Origin of the sequence: Bradyrhizobium algeriense (assembly GCF_003062295.1) — a bacterium.
Taxonomy (GTDB): domain Bacteria; phylum Pseudomonadota; class Alphaproteobacteria; order Rhizobiales; family Xanthobacteraceae; genus Bradyrhizobium; species Bradyrhizobium algeriense.
In genome coordinates, this window is sequence record NZ_PYCN01000002.1 from 281,931 (window position 1) to 299,701 (window position 17,771).

The 17,771-nt window shown below is 63.8% G+C and carries 17 protein-coding genes; 13 read left to right on the plus strand and 4 right to left on the minus strand.

The features are described 5' to 3' along the window. The first annotated feature begins 30 nt into the window (after positions 1-30). Positions 31-1,014 carry an NAD-dependent epimerase/dehydratase family protein gene (locus C7G61_RS05525; RefSeq protein ID WP_108513082.1) on the plus strand — a complete coding sequence of 328 codons (984 nt, stop codon included), beginning with the start codon at positions 31-33 and terminating at the stop codon, positions 1,012-1,014. A 133-nt stretch (positions 1,015-1,147) separates the two neighbouring features. Here the strand turns inward: C7G61_RS05525 and C7G61_RS05530 are convergent, their stop codons facing one another. From C7G61_RS05530 to C7G61_RS05540, 3 genes are all read right to left on the minus strand, one after another. Continuing rightward, positions 1,148-2,560: a M20/M25/M40 family metallo-hydrolase gene (locus C7G61_RS05530; protein WP_108513083.1), complete on the minus strand. Its 1,413-nt coding sequence runs from the start codon at positions 2,558-2,560 to the stop codon at positions 1,148-1,150. Between the two features lie 31 nt (positions 2,561-2,591). Next, positions 2,592-3,914 carry a glycosyltransferase family 87 protein gene (locus C7G61_RS05535; RefSeq protein ID WP_244608135.1) on the minus strand — a complete coding sequence of 441 codons (1,323 nt, stop codon included), beginning with the start codon at positions 3,912-3,914 and terminating at the stop codon, positions 2,592-2,594. A gap of 76 nt (positions 3,915-3,990) precedes the next feature. Next, positions 3,991-5,622 carry a helicase HerA-like domain-containing protein gene (locus C7G61_RS05540; RefSeq protein ID WP_108513454.1) on the minus strand — a complete coding sequence of 544 codons (1,632 nt, stop codon included), beginning with the start codon at positions 5,620-5,622 and terminating at the stop codon, positions 3,991-3,993. A 326-nt stretch (positions 5,623-5,948) separates the two neighbouring features. Between C7G61_RS05540 and C7G61_RS05545 the strand changes: the two genes are divergently transcribed. The 9 genes from C7G61_RS05545 (at position 5,949) to C7G61_RS05585 (ending at position 14,025) form a co-directional block, all read left to right on the plus strand. Next, entirely contained in the window at positions 5,949-6,314 is a 366-nt protein-coding gene (locus C7G61_RS05545) for a hypothetical protein (RefSeq protein WP_108513084.1), read from the plus strand. A 54-nt stretch (positions 6,315-6,368) separates the two neighbouring features. Further along, a complete protein-coding gene (locus C7G61_RS05550) occupies positions 6,369-6,776 on the plus strand; it encodes a DUF4332 domain-containing protein (RefSeq protein ID WP_108513085.1) in 408 nt (135 codons plus the stop codon). A 76-nt stretch (positions 6,777-6,852) separates the two neighbouring features. Continuing rightward, complete coding sequence (folP, locus tag C7G61_RS05555) at positions 6,853-7,710, plus strand: dihydropteroate synthase (RefSeq protein WP_108513086.1); 858 nt, start codon at positions 6,853-6,855, stop codon at positions 7,708-7,710. Continuing rightward, entirely contained in the window at positions 7,707-8,078 is a 372-nt protein-coding gene (folB, locus tag C7G61_RS05560; protein ID WP_108513087.1) for a dihydroneopterin aldolase, read from the plus strand. Before folP ends, folB begins: the two co-directional genes overlap by 4 nt. A 1-nt stretch (position 8,079) precedes the next feature. After that, entirely contained in the window at positions 8,080-8,571 is a 492-nt protein-coding gene (gene folK, locus C7G61_RS05565; RefSeq protein ID WP_108513088.1) for a 2-amino-4-hydroxy-6-hydroxymethyldihydropteridine diphosphokinase, read from the plus strand. 93 nt (positions 8,572-8,664) lie between these two features. Beyond that, positions 8,665-10,533, plus strand: coding sequence for a methylmalonyl-CoA mutase subunit beta (locus C7G61_RS05570; RefSeq protein WP_108513089.1), 1,869 nt, complete (start codon positions 8,665-8,667; stop codon positions 10,531-10,533). Continuing rightward, positions 10,530-10,997, plus strand: a complete 468-nt coding sequence (locus tag C7G61_RS05575; protein WP_108513090.1) for a GFA family protein — start codon at positions 10,530-10,532, stop codon at positions 10,995-10,997. Before C7G61_RS05570 ends, C7G61_RS05575 begins: the two co-directional genes overlap by 4 nt. Positions 10,998-11,039: 42 nt before the next feature. Beyond that, positions 11,040-13,199 carry a methylmalonyl-CoA mutase gene (gene scpA, locus C7G61_RS05580; RefSeq protein WP_108513455.1) on the plus strand — a complete coding sequence of 720 codons (2,160 nt, stop codon included), beginning with the start codon at positions 11,040-11,042 and terminating at the stop codon, positions 13,197-13,199. A 46-nt stretch (positions 13,200-13,245) separates the two neighbouring features. After that, the gene (locus C7G61_RS05585; protein WP_108513456.1) at positions 13,246-14,025 is read left to right on the plus strand and encodes a DUF3298 and DUF4163 domain-containing protein; all 780 of its coding nucleotides are present in this window, start codon (positions 13,246-13,248) and stop codon (positions 14,023-14,025) included. 10 nt (positions 14,026-14,035) lie between these two features. On the opposite strand, the gene C7G61_RS05590 is transcribed toward C7G61_RS05585, so the two are convergent. Continuing rightward, positions 14,036-14,506, minus strand: coding sequence for an SRPBCC family protein (locus C7G61_RS05590; RefSeq protein ID WP_108513091.1), 471 nt, complete (start codon positions 14,504-14,506; stop codon positions 14,036-14,038). A 219-nt stretch (positions 14,507-14,725) separates the two neighbouring features. Here C7G61_RS05590 and C7G61_RS05595 point away from each other — a divergent pair, with 219 nt between their 5' ends. Genes C7G61_RS05595 through C7G61_RS05605 form a run of 3 tightly spaced genes read left to right on the plus strand, consistent with a single transcriptional unit; the run spans position 14,726 to position 17,766 of the window. Then, entirely contained in the window at positions 14,726-15,721 is a 996-nt protein-coding gene (locus C7G61_RS05595; RefSeq protein WP_108513092.1) for a tripartite tricarboxylate transporter substrate binding protein, read from the plus strand. A 44-nt stretch (positions 15,722-15,765) separates the two neighbouring features. Then, on the plus strand, positions 15,766-16,251 hold the full coding sequence (locus tag C7G61_RS05600; RefSeq protein ID WP_108513093.1) for a tripartite tricarboxylate transporter TctB family protein: 486 nt from the start codon (positions 15,766-15,768) through the stop codon (positions 16,249-16,251). 3 nt (positions 16,252-16,254) lie between these two features. Further along, positions 16,255-17,766 (plus strand): tripartite tricarboxylate transporter permease, encoded by a 1,512-nt coding sequence (locus C7G61_RS05605; protein ID WP_108513094.1) that lies wholly within the window; start codon positions 16,255-16,257, stop codon positions 17,764-17,766. The last annotated feature ends 5 nt before the right edge of the window (positions 17,767-17,771 follow it).

Below are 17,771 nucleotides of genomic sequence, written 5' to 3' on the forward strand. Positions count from 1 at the left end.
GGCCGACGGGCGCGCGAAAGGTTACAGGGCGTGAAAGTACTGGTGACCGGCAGTTCCGGCCATCTCGGCGAGGCGCTGATGCGCACGTTGCAGGCGCAACGGCGCGAGGCCATCGGCATCGATGTTCTGCCCGGCATGTTCACGCAGCATGTCGGCTCGATCGCCGACCGCGCTTTCGTGCGGCGTTGCATGAAGGGTGTCACCACCGTGCTGCACGCCGCGACGCTGCACAAGCCGCATGTGGCAACCCACAGCCGCCAGGATTTTGTCGACGTCAACATTTCAGGCACGCTCAATCTGCTCGAAGAAGCTACCGCAGCCGGCGTTACGGCGTTTGTCTACACCAGCACCACAAGCGTGTTCGGCGATGCGCTGGTGCCGCCGCCGGGCGAGCCGGCGGCCTGGATAACCGAAGACGTCACGGCAGTGCCGAAAAATATCTATGGCGTCACCAAGGCGGCCGCGGAGGATCTGTGCCAGCTGTTCGCGCGCAATCATTCGCTGCGCGCCATTGTGCTGCGCACCTCGCGATTCTTTCCCGAGGAGGACGACAATCGCGCGATACGCGAGGCCTATACCGACGCCAACATCAAGACCAGCGAGTTCCTCTATCGCCGCGTCGATATCGAAGACGTGGTCAGCGCCCACCTGCTCGCCGCCCAACACGCGCCCTCGGCCGGTTTTGCAAAATACATCATCAGCGCCACCACGCCCTTCGCGCGCCAAGATGCAGCGGAACTGCGCAACGGCGCGCCGCTTGTCGTCCGCCGTTACGCGCCGGACTATGAGGCCGAGTTTGCCCGGCGCGGCTGGACGATGATCCCGGGCATCGATCGCATCTACGTCAACGACCGGGCGCGCGCCGAACTCGGCTGGCAGCCGCGCCATGATTTCCGCACGCTGATTGCGCGGCTGCGGGCCGACGAGGACATCCGCAGCCCGCTCGCACGCGAGATCGGCAGCAAGGGTTATCACGATCGCGCTTTTGGCGAGGGACCCTACCCGGTGGAGTGAGAGCGCGGCGAGAAATACCGATGGATCGCACCGGGCGGATGCGCTAAACTCCCCGCCATACACCCTCTACACGTCCGGAATCAAAACGCCGCCCAATCCCGGGCGGCGTTTTCATTTCAGTAGCCGTCCCTCGCTACTTCGCTTCCGCCAACGCTCCCAAAATCCGCGCCCAGGAGCGGATGCCCTTGTGGAAGCTCTTGAGGTCGTACTTCTCGTTCGGCGAATGGATGTTGTCGTCATCGAGACCGAAGCCGATCAGCAGGCTGTCGAGGCCGAGCGTGCGCTTGAAATCGGCGACGATCGGGATCGAGGCGCCGGAGCCGACCAGCAGCGCCTCCTTGCCCCATTCCTCGGTCAGCGCGCGCTTGGCAGCCGCCAGCGGCTTCATGTTCCAGTCGAGCGCGATGGCCGCCCCACTGGAGTGCTCGGTGAAGACGGCCTTGCAATCGCCCGGAAGCCGCGCGGTGACATAGTCGCGGAACGCCTTCTTGATCTTCTGCGGGTCCTGGCCTTCGACCAGACGGAAGGAGATCTTTGCGGAAGCTTCCGCCGGGATCACGGTTTTCGAGCCCTCGCCGGTATAGCCGCCGATGATGCCGTTGATGTCGCAGGTCGGACGCGAGGATACTTGCTCGATCAGCAGGCGATCCTTTTCGCCGGCGGGGATCGAGAGGCCGATTGGCTTCAGGAACGACTCAGGCGTGAGGTTCAGGTTCTTCCACTGCGCCAGGATGTCCGGCGGCAGATCCTTCACGCCGTCGTAGAACCCGGGAATGGTGATGCGGCCGTTGTCGTCAAACAAGCCGCCGAGGATGCTGGTCAGCACGCGGATCGGGTTGCGCGCGCCGCCGCCGAACACACCGGAATGCAGGTCGCGGTTGGCGGCCTTGATGGAGACCTCGTCATACATCAAGCCGCGCAGCGAGGTTGTGATGGCGGGCGTGTTCGGGTCCCACATGCCGGTGTCGCAGACCATGGCGAAGTCGGCCTTCAACTCATCCTTGATCGACTCCATAAACGGCACGAAATTCTTCGAACCAACTTCTTCTTCGCCTTCGATCAGGATCGTGATGTCGACCGGCAGCGATCCCGTCACCTTCTTCCAGGCGCGGCAGGCCTCGACGAAGGTCATCAGTTGTCCCTTGTCGTCCTCCGCACCGCGCGCGACGATGATCTTGCGGCCGTCGGCGTGGTCAGTGACCACAGGCTCGAACGGCGGGCGGTGCCAGAGGTTCAAAGGATCCACCGGCTGCACATCATAGTGCCCATAGAACAGAACATGCGGACGGCCATCGGTGCTACCGTTCGCCTTGTCGTTGTTCTTGGCGACGATCGCGGGGTGCCCCGCCGTCGGCCTCACCTCAGCCTTGAAGCCGAGCGTCGCGATATCTTTCGCAAGATGATCAGCGGCCGCCTTGCAATCACCGGCGAAGGCCGGGTCGGCCGAGATCGACTTGATCCGCAGCAGCGCAAACAGCCGCTCGAGGCTGTTGTCGAAATCGGCGTCGATGTGATCGAGAACCGGCTGGATCTTTGCGTTGGACATGGCTGACTATCCCTTGAAGTTACCCTTGAAGTTACCCTTGGCTGTGGGCCTTGTTGTTGACCTCAAGTTGTAGCTCGCCCGCGGCCTGAGGCAAGGCGACATCCGCGGCAGGCGGATGCAACATGTGCCAGACCAGCCCCGCCGTCAGCAGGACGGTGGCGGCGAGATTATTGCCATACGCCTGCAGGTCGATCGGAAACAGCGGAAGCGAGAGGCACAACAAACCGCCCGCCAAGGCGAGCAATACCCATGTGCCGGCCCTGACCGCCGGCCTCGGATCATACGCCGCGCGATGGGCCAGCACGGTGATCGGAAAGAACAGCCACAGAAAGTAATATTGGCGAGCCAGCGGTGAAGCGACCGTCATCAGACAGAACAGAATGCCGAGTTCCTCGGCGTCCGACCGCTCGGTCCGGCGCGACGCGGGCGGCATGACGGCGAGATAGCCGAGCCCGATCGCCAGCGAGATCGCCAGCACGATCCAGTTCGTCGTCCTGAAATCGAGATTGGCGACATTCATCGTGCGCGCGGGCTTGGACGGATCGTCCTGATTGTAGTTGACGGGCCGCGTCAGCCGGTGCGTCACCGCGATGATCGACTGGTTGACCCACGACCAGTTCTGCTCGTCGCGCTGTCCGAACCCCTTCTCCGAACTCGACCCCACCATGCCCTGGTACCAGGTCTTCAGCTCCGTGACATTGTGCTGGAAGCCGCGAAACGGCGCCGGCAACACGAACAGAAACACGCCGATGAACACCAGCATGCTCGCGGCCGCCGCCCACTGCCTTCGCCACACCAGATAAGGCAACACCGCCACCGGAAACACCTTGATGGCGGTAGCAAGCGCAAACATGCATCCCGCCATCCATCCGCGCTGATCCCGCAGCAGCCAGAATCCGTAAAGCATCAGCACCAGCAAGACCAGGTTCGGCTGGCCGAGGTCGAACATGTCGAACACGAAGGTGACGGTGACGAAGCCCGGCAGCGCTTCCAGCCACGGCCCGGGCTTGCGCCCCGATCCCGCCATCGCGTGCGAGAACTGCGCCGTCATCCACCACGCGACGATGTTGAGGAACGACAGGCACAGATAAAGCGGGATCTTGCCAAACCAGCTCGGGATCGCCAGCAGCACCGCTGACAACGGCGGATAGATGAATTCGAAATAGGCGGCGGGATCGTCGGGGTAGAGATTCCTGCCCTGCAGCACCTGCTGCCCCGCCCAGAACCACAGCGGATAGTCCTTGGTCTTGCCGTTGCCCCAGATTTCCGGGACCAGCACGTCGGCCGTCAGCGCGATGCAGCAGACCAGAAACAGGAGATCGAGCGGCCTTCGTAGCGATGGATATCTCAGCACGCGCTCGTTCCGGATTCAGAGGAGATTACGTCACAACTCTTCACGCGAACCGACCGCCACTTCGCTCGAAAAACTCTTACCGCCGCAGCAAGCCGCCGAGCGCGCCGCGCACCAGCGCGCGCCCGACCGAACCGCCAAGCGATCCGCCGACCGACTTGCCGAGATCGGCGACGATGCCGCCGACCACCTTGTTGGTGACGGATCGCGTAACGTCTCGCGCAATCACCTGGCCGGTCGACAGCCTGCCGCGCTTGACGTTGGTGCCGAAGATCGTGCCAACGATCGAACCGATCTGGCCGAGGATCCCGCCACCGCCGGCGCCCGCACCGCCATCTGCTCCATCCGCAGGCGCCGCCGTTTCAGCCACGCGCTTCTGCAGCATCTCATAGGCGGATTCGGCATCGACCGGGGTGTCGTATTTGCCCTTGACCGGGCTCTTGTTCATGATCGCCTTGCGCTCTTCCGGCGTGATCGGCCCGATCCGCGCCGTCGGCGGCCGGATCATGACGCGCTCGACCATGGTCGGCGTGCCGCCGCCTTCGAGGAACGACACCAGCGCTTCACCCTTGCCGAGTTCCATGATGACGCGGGCGGTGTCGAGCTTCGGATTCGGCCGGAAGGTCTGCGCCGCCGCATTCACCGCCTTCTGGTCGCGCGGCGTGAAAGCACGCAGCGCGTGCTGCACGCGGCCGCCCAATTGGGCCAGCACCTTGTCCGGCACGTCGATCGGATTCTGTGTGACGAAGTAGACGCCGACACCCTTGGAGCGGATCAGGCGGACCACCTGCTCGATCTTGTCCATCAGCGCCTTCGGCGCGTCGTTGAACAACAGATGCGCCTCATCGAAGAAGAACACCAGTTTCGGCTTCGGCAAGTCGCCGGCTTCCGGCAGTTCCTCAAACAGTTCCGACAGCAACCACAACAGGAAGGTGGCGTAGAGCCTGGGGCTCTCCATCAGCTTGTCGGCGACCAGAATGTTAACCATCCCGCGACCATCGCTGTCGGTCTTCATGAAATCCTTCAGCGCCAGAGCCGGCTCGCCGAAGAATTTCGTTCCGCCCTGGTTTTCCAGCACCAGAAGCTGGCGCTGAATGGTCCCAACTGTCGCCTTGCTGACATTGCCGTAGCCCTGGGCAACCTTTCGGATCTCGGCAAACGGATCGTCCTCGGCGTCCGGGCCCTTCTTGCGGCCATCGGGAACGATCGCATCCAACAGCGAGCGCAGATCCTTCATGTCGATCAGCGTCAGGCCGTTTTCATCCGCCACACGGAATGCGACATTGAGGACGCCTTCCTGCACGTCGTTCAGATCGAGCATCCGCGACAGCAATAACGGCCCCATCTCCGTGACCGTGGCGCGAACCGGGTGGCCCTGCTCGCCGAACACGTCCCAAAACACCGTCGAGAACTGATCGGGCTCGAACTTGAGGCCCATCTCTCCGGCGCGCTTGAGGATGAAGTCCTTGGCCTCGCCGACTTCGGAGATACCGGACAGGTCACCCTTGATATCGGCCGCGAACACGGGAACACCGGCGCGGGCAAAGCCCTCCGCCATCACCTGCAGCGACACGGTCTTGCCGGTCCCGGTCGCTCCGGTGACAAGGCCATGCCGATTGGCAAGCGCAAGCGTAAGCCAGGCCGTTTGTTCGCCTTTTCCGATAAAAATCTTCTCGTCGGTGTCGGCCGTCTTGCTATCGGAAGTCGCCATCGCATCGCCTCTTCGCGCGCCGGGGAATTTGTTGGCAATCATATCGCATCCTGCCCGCCGATTGAAACTGTCGGCCAGCGCACATGTGAGCGTTCGCCCGCCTCATCGTTCGCACTTCTCATACTTTTTTCCAACCTCCGGCGGAGAAATCGAGAGCGCAGCGCAACAAGTAAGCGTGAATCCGGCATTCAGTCTTGCATTGCTGCAACACTCGCGACTCGATCTAGGTCTTCACACGCGCGGATCGCTTGTATTTCAGATCGCAGGCGCTCAAGATCAATTTAGAAGTACACGACCCGGTTAAACCGGTTGGGGACGGGGCAAATATGGACGAACTGGTAGGACGGCTGGCCTCCAAGGCCGGCATCGATAGCGCTGTCGCTGAAAAGACCATCGGCATCGTTCTGGGTTTTCTCCGTAACGAGGGACCCTCCGACAAGGTTCAGGCCCTGATCGACCAAATTCCGGGTGCCGAGGCTGCGATTGCGGCTTCCAGCAGCAATGGCGGATTCTCGCGGCTGATGGGCGGAGGTTTGATGGCGGTGGGCACCCGACTGATGGCGCTTGGTCTGGGCATGAGCGAGATTCAAAACGTGGCGCGTGAACTTTTCAGGTTCGGCCGCGACAAAATCGGAGCGGATCAAATGGGCGAAATCATTTCAGGGACGCCGGGGCTCAGCCAGTTCGCGTAAATCGCATCTCTTCTGAGCACATTCGGCCTGAGCACATTTTTTTCATTGAGTATCATGACATATCCCCTCTCCGAGATCGAAGGCTTGACCGCCTACTCTGCCTCGAAGCTGAAATCGCAGGGCATTCGCACCACGGAAGCGCTGCTGGAAGCCGCCCGCACGGTCAAGGGGCGTAAGGCGCTCGCAGCGAAGACCGGCATCAGCGAACAGCAACTGCTCGAATGGGCAAATTTTTCCGACTACATGCGAATTCCCGGCATGGGCAAGGCCAAGGTAGGTCTGGTGCGCGCGGCCGGCGTCACCACCGTGCGCGAACTCGCGCTCCGCAATCCGGCGCGGCTCGCCCAGAATTTGAAAGACGTGAATACCAAGCGCAAACTGGTCCGGGTTCTGCCCTCCGAAAGATCGGTCGAACAACTGATCGAGCAGGCACGCAAGCTTCCGCCGATGATCAGCTACTAAAAGCCGGTCAGGCCTGGCCCGCGGCGGCCGGCTCTCACGCCTTGACTCCCCGGCGCGGACCGCGCAAAGCCACCGCATGATCGCAGCCAAGCCCAGACCCACCGCGGCGACCGGTCCGGCCGGCCATCCGGTGCTGCCTGCGCTGCTGTCCAGGCCCTATCCGGCGGTGATGGGCGTACTGAATGTAACGCCCGATTCATTCTCGGACGGCGGGCAATTCGCCGCCCCTGAGCACGCGCTGGCCCAGGCCCGGCGGATGATCGCCGAGGGCGCCGACATCATCGACATCGGCGCGGAATCCACCCGGCCCTACGGGTCGGAACCGATCTCGGCGGATGAAGAATTGAAGCGCCTGCAGCCGGTGCTGCCTGACGTCGTCGCGCTCGGCATTCCCGTGTCAATCGACAGCATGAAATCGGCCGTCGTCGCCTGGGCGCTCCATCAGGGCGCCGCCATCGCCAACGATATCTGGGGCCTGCAGCGCGATTCCGGCATGGCTGGCCTCATCGCCGAGCGCGGCGCGCCCGTCATCATCATGCATAACCGCGATAGCGCCGATCCCGCCATCGACATCATGCAGGACATCGCCGACTTCTTCGTGCGTTCGCTCGACATCGCGGCGAAAGCGGGAATTTCACCTGACAAGATTGTCCTCGATCCCGGCATCGGCTTCGGCAAGACGCCCGAGCAGAGCATGACCGCACTGGCGCGGCTCGGCGAGTTGCAGTCGTTCGGACTTCCACTGTTGGTCGGCGCCTCGCGCAAGCGTTTCATCAGCACGGTGACGCCGTCGGAGCCGCATCAGCGCCTCGGCGGCTCGATTGCCGCGCATCTGCTGGCGGCCCAGAACGGGGCGCGGATCATCCGGGCGCATGACGTCGCCGAGACCGTACAGGCGCTGCGCGTCACCGCCGCAATCAGGGAACACGGATGAGCGATACGATCTTCATCACCGGCGTCGTCATCCATGCCCGCCACGGCGTGATGGAGCACGAGACCGAAGTCGGGCAGCGTTTCGTCATCGATCTCGAACTCTCCGTCAACCTGTCGGAAGCCTCGCACACCGATCACCTGTCCGACACCGTGTCCTATGCCAGTGTGGTTTCGACCGCGACGGCAGCGTTCAAGAACACCAATTACAAACTCCTGGAGCGCGCCGCCGGCGCCGTTGCAGACGCGATATTCGCGGCGTTTGCGCGCGTCGATGCGGTCAAGGTCACCGTGCACAAGCCGCATGCACCGATCGCCGCGATCTTCGAGGATGTCGGCGTCGTGCTGACGCGCAAGCGGCAATCGCCCTGACATGGCGGATGTGCTGATCGCACTCGGCGGCAATGTCGGCGACGTCCGCGCCACATTCAAGAAAGCCATCTCCAATATTTGCGGCATGACGCAGGCCGCCCTGCTCGCGCGTTCCTCCGACTACACCACCCCGCCCTGGGGCGAGGAACACCAGGCGCCGTTCACCAACGCCTGCATCGAGATCGAAACCAGCCTCGACCCGCATGCGCTGCTGTTCACGCTGCACAAGATCGAGAAAAAATTCGGCCGCGACCGCACCCATGAGACACGCTGGGGTCCGCGCACCCTCGACCTCGATTTGATCGCCTATGATGACGTCAGGCTCGACAAGCCGGAACTGACGCTGCCGCATCCGCGGGCTTTCGAGCGCGCCTTCGTGCTGGTGCCGCTGGCCGAGATCGCGCCCGACCGTATCATTGCGGGACGCCGCGTCGCCGATGCGCTGGCCCAGCTTTCGACCGAGGGTATCCAGCGGTTGCCCGACCTCGATTGACGCCGAAAGATCCCAAAACAACCGTTTGGCTTGGCGGCCGCCCCGTGGCAATTTCCAGCCAAATCAAGAGACGACCAGGGAATAATGGGCCGTATGACCAAAACTGACGAGCTGACATTGGCCGCGGAGTTTCCGCAGGCGACCTACGAGGACTGGCGCAAGCTGGTCGACGGGGTGCTGAAGGGCGTGCCGTTCGAGAAACTGGTCAGCAGGACGTCCGATGGGTTGAAGATCGATCCGATCTATCGCCGCGCCCAAGGCGCCACGCCGGTCGCCGGCCGTGCCGCGGCTGCGCCTTGGCAGATCATGCAGCGGATCGATCATCCCGACGCGAAAGCGGCCAACGCGCAGGCGCTGCACGATCTGGAGAACGGCGCGACGGGGCTGACACTCGTGTTCGCCGGCGCCAATGGCGCCCATGGGTTTGGGCTCGATCCTTCGGCGGAGGCGGTCGCGCAGGTTCTCGACGGTATCTATCTCGACGCCGGGATCGGAATCGAGCTTCAGATCGGCCCGCAGTCGCGAATGGCGGCCATTCACGTGGCGGAATATATCAAGCGCAGAGGTATCGACCCCGCCGCCTGCGATATCCGCTTCGGACTGGACCCGCTCGGGTCCTGCGCGGTGTGGGGCTCAAGTCCCGACAGTTGGGCCGAGATCGTGCCCGCCGTCACGGGCGCGATCAAAGGCCTCGCCGCGATGGGCTTCAAAGGCCCGTTCGCAGCTGCCGATGGGCGGGTGATCCATGATGCCGGCGGATCGGAGGTGCAGGAACTGGCATTTGTGCTGGCCGCCGGCACAGCCTATCTGCGCGCGACCGAACAGGCAGGCGTTGCGCTCGAAGATGCGCAAGGCATGGTGTATGCGCGGCTGGCCGCCGACGCCGACCAGTTCCTGACGCTGGCGAAATTCCGGGCGCTGCGGCTGTTGTGGGCGCGGGTCGAACAGGCCTGCGGCCTGACGCCAAAACCGCTGTTCATCGCGGCTGATACGGCCTGGCGCATGCTGACGCAGCGCGACCCTTACGTGAACATGCTGCGCGCGACGATGGCGACCTTCTCCGCCGGCCTCGGCGGCGCTAATACCATCACCGTTTTGCCGCACACGCTGGCTCTGGGATTGCCCGATCCGTTCGCCAGGCGTGCCGCGCGCAACACACAACTGGTGCTGCTGGAAGAGTCCAACCTCGCCAAGGTCAGCGATCCCGCCGCCGGCTCCGGCGGCATCGAAACATTGACAAGACAGCTTTGCGAAGCCGCATGGTCGCTGTTTCAGGAGATCGAAAAGGCCGGCGGGATCTTCGCCGCGCTCGAACAAAATCTGATCCAGCGCAAGGTCGCCGCAATGCGGGCCGTGCGCGAGGCCAATATCGCCAAGCGACGTGAGGTGTTGACGGGCGCGAGTGAGTTTCCGAACCTGCATGAGGCTGAAATCGCCGTGCTCGATGCGAAGCCGATCGTGCTGCCGCCCTATGGCGAAGCAAAATTCAAATTCGATCCCCTGCCGCCGATGCGGCTGGCCGCGCCGTTCGAGGCGCTGCGGGATAAGTCGGATACCAGACTAAAGCGCGATGGTGCCCGGCCAAAAATCTTCCTGGCCAATCTCGGCACGGCGGCCGACTTCACCGCGCGCGCCACCTTCGCCAAGAGCTTCTTCGAGACCGGCGGCATCGAGGCGATCGACACCCAAGGCTTTGCCGACCCGGCGGCGCTGGCCGCCGCGTTCAAGGGGTCCGGCGCGGTTATTGTTTGCCTGTGCTCGTCCGACAATGTCTATGCGGAACACGCGGTGGCCGCGGCAAAGGCCCTTCAAGCGGCCGGCGCCAAGCATATCTATCTGGCAGGGCGGCCCGGCGAGCAAGAGGCCGCACTGCGCACGGCTGGCGTCGGCGATTTCATCTTTGCCGGCGGTGACGCGCTGGCGATGCTGCAGGAAGCCTGGCGGCGGATGGAGCGAGCATGACGGAAAACAACCACAAGACGGTCCTGACCGGCGGCTGCCAGTGCGGAGCCATCCGCTTTGCGATGTCGAAGGCACCGACCAAGATCAGCATCTGCCATTGCCGGATGTGCCAGAAGGCATCGGGCGCGCCGTTTGCCTCCTTCGCCGACATTGAGCACGAACATTTCACCTGGACCCGCGGCAAGCCGGCTTCGTTCCAATCCTCCTCGATCGCCGAGCGCGATTTCTGCGCGGCCTGCGGCACGCCCCTAAGCTTTCGCCTGATCGGCGGTCCCCGGATCGAGATCATGACGGGCACGTTCGACCGGCCTGACCGGGTGGTGCCGACGCGGCAATATGGAACCGAATCCCGGCTCGGCTGGGTGGTCGGCATCGCCAACCTGCCGAGCCAGACCACGCAGCAGAATTACGGGCCGGAGAAGATGGCGACCATCACCGGCCACCAGCATCCGGACCATGATTAGGGGTAACGATCCCCGACGTTCACATGTGCTATGATGGGTACCATGAGCCGCATACCGAACTTCGCAGATATCGCCTTTGAAGCCACCGCGCCCGCGCAGCCCGCCGGCAGCGCCGAGCCGTGGCTAACGCCCGAGGGCATTCCGGTGAAGCCCGGCTACAGCGAGGCCGATCTCGAAGGCATCGACTTCCTCGAGACATGGCCCGGCGTCGCGCCCTATCTGCGCGGCCCCTACCCGACCATGTACGTCAACCAGCCCTGGACCATCCGGCAATATGCGGGCTTCTCCACGGCGGAAGATTCCAACGCATTCTACCGTCGCAACCTCGCGGCCGGGCAAAAGGGCCTTTCGGTCGCGTTCGACCTCGCCACTCACCGCGGTTACGACTCCGATCATCCCCGCGTCTCCGGCGACGTCGGCATGGCCGGCGTCGCGATCGATTCCATCTACGACATGCGGACGCTGTTTGCGGGCATTCCGCTCGACCAGATGAGCGTGTCGATGACCATGAACGGCGCGGTGCTGCCGATCCTTGCGCTGTTCGTCGCCGCCGCCGAGGAACAGGGCGTGCCGCCGGAGAAACTCTCGGGCACCATTCAGAACGACATTCTGAAAGAGTTCATGGTGCGCAATACCTACATCTATCCGCCGGCGCCTTCGATGCGGATCATCTCCGACATCTTTGCGTACACCTCGCAAAAAATGCCGAAGTACAATTCGATCTCGATCTCCGGCTATCACATGCAGGAAGCCGGCGCGACACAGGATCTCGAGCTCGCCTACACACTGGCCGACGGCGTCGAATACTTACGCGCCGGTCTTGCTGCCGGCCTCGATGTTGATCGCTTTGCGCCGCGGCTGTCGTTCTTCTGGGCGATCGGCATGAACTTCTTCATGGAAGTCGCCAAGATGCGCGCCGCCCGGCTGTTGTGGGCCAAGCTGCTGACGCAGTTCAATCCGAAGGATCCGCGCTCGCTGTCGCTGCGCACGCATTGCCAGACCTCCGGCTGGTCGCTGACCGCGCAGGACGTCTTCAACAATGTGATGCGCACCACGATCGAGGCGATGGCGGCGACCCAAGGCCATACGCAGTCGCTGCACACCAATGCGCTCGACGAAGCCTTGGCGCTGCCGACGGATTTCTCGGCCCGCATCGCGCGCAACACGCAATTGTTCCTGCAGCAGGAAAGCGGCACCAACCGCATCATCGATCCCTGGGGCGGCTCCTACTACGTCGAGCGGCTGACCCGCGACCTCGCGGCGAAAGCCTGGGGACATATCCAGGAAGTCGAGGCGCTCGGCGGCATGGCCAAGGCCATCGAAGCCGGCGTGCCGAAGCTGCGCATCGAGGAAGCTTCCGCGAAGACGCAGGCGCGGATCGACGCCGGCAAGCAGGCCGTGATCGGCGTCAACAAGTACAAGCCGGTCAATGAAGCGGCGATCGACGTGCTCAAGGTGGAGAACTCCACCGTGCGGCGGCTGCAGATCGACAAGCTGAAGCGGCTGCGCTCCGAGCGCGACCAGAAGGAAGTCGATCAGGCGCTTGCGGCGCTGACGCGCAGCGCCGGCGAAGGCAACGGCAATCTGCTGGCGCTGGCGATTGATGCTGCGCGCGCAAAGGCCACCGTCGGCGAAATTTCGGACGCGATGGAAAAAGTATTCGGCCGTCACCGCGCCGAAATCAAATCCATCACCGGCGTCTACAAGCGGGAGGCGTCCGCCATGTCCAACCGGGTCGAAAAAGTGCAGGAGCTGATCGATGCGTTCGAGAATGCCGAGGGTCGCCGCCCCCGCATCCTCGTCGCCAAGATCGGCCAGGACGGCCACGATCGCGGCCAGAAGGTGATCGCGTCGGCCTTCGCCGATGTCGGCTTCGACGTCGATATCGGGCCGCTGTTCGCCACCGCCGACGAGGCGGCGCGGCAGGCAGTCGAGAACGACGTGCATATCCTCGGCGTGTCGTCGCTGGCGGCTGCCCACCTTACGGCTGTGCCGGAATTGAAGGCCGCGCTGAAGAAGCACGGCCGCGAGGACATCATGATCATCATCGGCGGCGTGGTGCCGCCGCAGGATTATGACGCGCTGTACAAGGCCGGCGCCGAAGCGATCTTCCCGCCGGGCACCGTGATCTCCGACGCCGCCGAAGAGCTGATCCACAAGCTCAACGCAAGGCTTGGCCACAGCAGCGAGGCGGCGGAGTAATTTTCCGCCGGGCGCAGCTACCTTCAAAGGATCGCCCTTGCGCAACATCGCATTCGCCCGGACATTAGCTTTAGCGGGCGCCATCGCAGGCGCTGCGGCGCTCGGCCCAGCGTTGGCCGCCGAGCCCAAGCCGGACTTTTCCATCAAGACCAAATGGGTCGAGGCCACCGTCATCCTCGACGCGAAGATCAAGGCCGATCCTGCACTGGCGGCGAACTGCCTGGCTGAGGGAAAGAAGTGGACAGAGAAAAACCGCACCGATGCCGACAAGGAGCGCAAGCAGGACCCCGATTTGTTCCGCAACGCGTGGTCGTTTGAGCGGAAATACGAGACGCGCTCGGTGGTCGACGGCCGCTATGTCAGCATCGTCAGGGCCGACTACGAATATACGGGCGGCGCGCACCCCAACAGCTCGTCCGACACGATCCTGTGGGACAGGTCAGCAGGCAAACGCATCAGCATCCGTCCGTTCTTCACCGAAACAGCCGACGACGGCCCGACGCTGAAAGCGATGCGGCGAGGCGTCATTGCATCGCTCGAGGCAGAGAAAAAGAAGCGCGGCGCGGAAGGCACGGATGCCAGCGCCATCGAAGCCATCGAGCCGAAGCTTCTCAAGATCGGGCCGGTCTCGCTGGCGCCATCGACCGAGGAAGGCAAGAGCTCCGGCCTGACCTTCCACTACTCACCTTATGCTGTCGGCTCCTACGCCGAAGGCGAGTACATCGCCTTCGTACCCTGGGAGACGTTGAAGCCGTATCTGACGTCGGAAGGCGCCAAAATTTTCGGCGGCGCGCGACCGAAGGACGACGAAGACCGGCCGCAGTGAGGCCGCACCATCACGCAGCCTGACGGCCCAGCGCCCGTTCGAGCGAATGCGTCCAGTCCGGAATCCATGACTCGAACAGCGTCTGCCAGCGATCGGCATCCTGCGGCGCGGTATCGAGTTGCACTTTCCATTCGATAAAGGTCCGGTTGCCCTCGACGACCGGCAGCAGGTGCATCGTCCCCTCGTAGCGCGTCGGCGCGGGCGCATGCGGCGTCGCCTCGGCCGGAAACGGCAGCGGCTCGATGCCCGCATAGGTCAGCGCATGCGCTTCGTCGGAATGGCCGGCGAGCCGCTGCCTGATCCAGTTGCCGAGGTAGCAGAAGCGCCTGACCGCGCCGACTTCGTCGCCGCCCTTGTCGTCCTCGATCATGCTTTCGCTGACGCCATCGATATAGGCCGGATAGTTGTTGAAGTCGCGGATCAGGTCCCACACGGTTTCCAGGGGATGGTTCAGCACGGTGCTGTAATAGGCTGTCGTCATGGTTCTCTCCGCAATCATTCGCGACCCGATGACTGGGCCGCACATGGATACCTATTTCGGGTAGCCCGGTCGCCGCCACCCGATTTCCGGATGCGGCGAGATGCCCATCGGCGACGACCCTCCTCACGAGCCAATGCCTTGCGACAACAACGCAAAGCCGCCTAGAATGTCTCATCACAAGAGCGTCCGGCCTCACGGATGCCGCAGGGAGGACCACCGATGTCCAAAAAGATCACGCGCCGCGCCTTCGCGGCTTCATCCGCTGCTGCCGCGGCCGTCGCGGGTTTTGGCTTCAAGCCGGCTTTGGCGCAGGCCTATCCGGCACGGCCGGTGACGGTGATCGTGCCGTGGGGCGCCGGCGGCGGCACCGACGCGACCGCGCGCATCGTGGCGGCGCTGCTGGAGAAGGACCTCGGCCAGCCGTTCAACGTGGTCAACCGCACCGGCGGCTCCGGCGTGGTCGGCCATTCCGCGATCGCGACCGCACAGCCCGACGGCTACACCATCGGCATGCTGACGGTGGAAATCTCGATGATGCACTGGCAGGGGCTCACGGAACTGGCACCGAAGAGCTATACGCCGCTGGCGCTGATGAACGAGGATCCGCCCGGCATCCAGGTCAGTTCCGCATCGCCCTACAAGACCGTGAAAGAGCTCGCCGACGCCATCAAGGCCGCGCCTGCCGGCAAGTTCAAAGCCTCCGGCACCGGCCAGGGCGGCATCTGGCACTTAGCGCTGGTCGGCTGGATGCAGGCGATGGGGCTTGCGCCGAACCACGTGGCGTGGGTGCCCTCGAATGGCGCCGCGCCCGCGATGCAGGATCTCGCGGCAGGCGGCCTCGACCTCACCACCTGCTCGGTGCCGGAAGCCCGCGCGATCATCGAGGCCGGCAAGGCGCGCAGCCTCGCCGTCATGGCTACGGCGCGCAATCCTGCATTCCCCGACGTGCCAACGCTGAAGGAAGCCATAGGCATCGACTATTCGACCGGTGCGTGGCGCGGCATTGCCGGTCCCAAAGGCCTGCCGGCTGATGTCGCGACCAAGCTCACGGCGTCGCTGAAGAAGGTTTACGACTCCAAGGAGTTCAAGGACTTCATGAGCAATCGCGGCTTCGGAACGGTGTGGGGCGATGCGGCCCAATTCGCGGCCTTCATGGACAAGGGCGACGCCCAGATGGGCGTGGCGATGAAGGCCGCCGGCCTGTCGAAGGCTTGATCCATTCCGGCGGCCCCCTTCACCGGAAACCATAGGGCTCGTTCATGCGTCTTCCCGATCGCGTCACGGGATTGTTTCTCGTTGGTCTCGGCGCGGCTGCCGCCTATGGCGGATGGCAGTTGCCACCGGTCCCTGGTCAGCCGGTCGGACCGAACGTCTTCCCGCTGGTGATCGGCTCGGGTCTGGCGCTGTGCGGGCTCGCCATCGCGTTCGGGGTCGGCCACAACTTCGAAGAGAAAGAAGAGCTTATTCCGGTCGAGGGCGGCCAGCCTCCGCCACCGACCGGAAAGCTCTACGGCCTGCGCGCCCTGCTTCCGCCGGCGCTGCTGCTGTTCTACGTGGCGATCGCCGACCGGCTCGGCTTCATCCTTACGGCGACCCTGATCGTGTACGTGACCGCAACCGCGCTCGGAGCCCGCTGGAAGGTTGCGCTGCCGCTCGCCGTGCTGGCGCCGATCGGCGTCCACCTGATTTTCTCAAAATTGCTGCGCGTGCCGCTGCCGCCCGGCGTTTTGCCAATGCCCTGGTGATCGATGCTCAATACCCTGACGCAAGCCTTCGCGCTCATCACCACCTGGGAAGTCATCGTCGCGATGCTGGCGGCATCGGTCTATGGCCTCGTGATCGGATCGCTGCCTGGCCTGTCGGCCACGATGGCGACCGCATTGCTGGTCCCGGTCACGTTCTATCTGTCGCCGATCGCCGCGATCGCCACCATCGTGGCGGCATCCACGATGGCGATCTTCGCCGGTGACATCCCCGGCGCGTTACTTCGCATCCCGGGCACCCCCGCCTCCGCGGCCTATGCGGACGAAGCCTATGCGATGACGCGCAAGGGCGAGGCCGAACTCGCGCTCGGCGCGGGCGTGTGGTTCTCCGCCGTCGGCGGCATCGCAGGCACGCTCTCGCTGATGATCCTGGCGCCGCCGCTCGCCGAGATCGCGCTGTCGTTCTCGACCTTCGAATATTTCTGGCTGGCATTCCTCGGCCTGATGTGCGCCACGCTGGTCGCGCGCTCCTCTCCGGTCAAGGCGATCGCCAGCATGTTCATCGGCCTCCTGGTCGCGTGCATCGGCATCGAAAACCCCGGTGGAGTGCCGCGCTTCACCTTCGGCATGACCAATTTGTTCGGCGGCATCGAACCGATCCCGGCGCTGGTCGGTGTCTTTGCCGTGGCGCAGGTGATGCGCGCGATGCTGACGCCGGAGCCGCCGCCGATCCCGCGGCGCAAATTCGGAAGCATCCTGGCGGGCCAGTGGAAGCTCACCAAAAAGTACAACTGGCAGATGACGCGAGGGAACATCGTCGGCATCATCATCGGCGTGCTGCCGGGCGCCGGCGCCGACATGGCGGCCTGGGTCAGCTACGCCATGTCCAAGCGCTTTTCGAAAGAGCCCGAGAAGTTCGGCACCGGCCATGTCGAGGGCCTGGTCGAGGCCGGCGCTAGCAACAACGCCAGCATCGCCTCGGGCTGGGTGCCCTCGCTGCTATTCGGCATCCCCGGCGATACCATCGCGGCGATCGCCATCGGCGTGCTCTACATGAAGGGCCTCAACCCCGGCCCGACGCTGTTCACCGAAAAAGCGTCGAGCATGTATGCGATCTACCTGATGTTCATCATCGCCAACATCATCATGATCCCGCTCGGCATCGTCATGATCAGGGTTGCAAGTTACGTGCTGCGCGCGCCGCGTTCCACCGTGATGCCGGTCATCATGCTGTGCTGCGCCGTCGGCTCGTTCGCGATCGGCAACAACATATTCGGCGTCGTGATCGTCGCGACCTTTGGCGTCATCGGTTACGTCATGGAAGAAAACGGCTATCCGGTCGCCGCGATGGTGCTCGGCATCGTGATGGGCACCATGATCGAGCAAAGTTTCGTCACCTCGCTGATCAAATCCGACGGCAGCGTATTCCCGTTCTTCGAGCGGCCGATCGCCGCGATTCTGGCCGCCATGGCGATCGGCGCGCTGATCTGGCCGGTGCTGGTCTGGGTATGGCGGAAGCTCAAACGGGCACCCGTCCCCGCCACATCGGCGCGCTGAAGGAC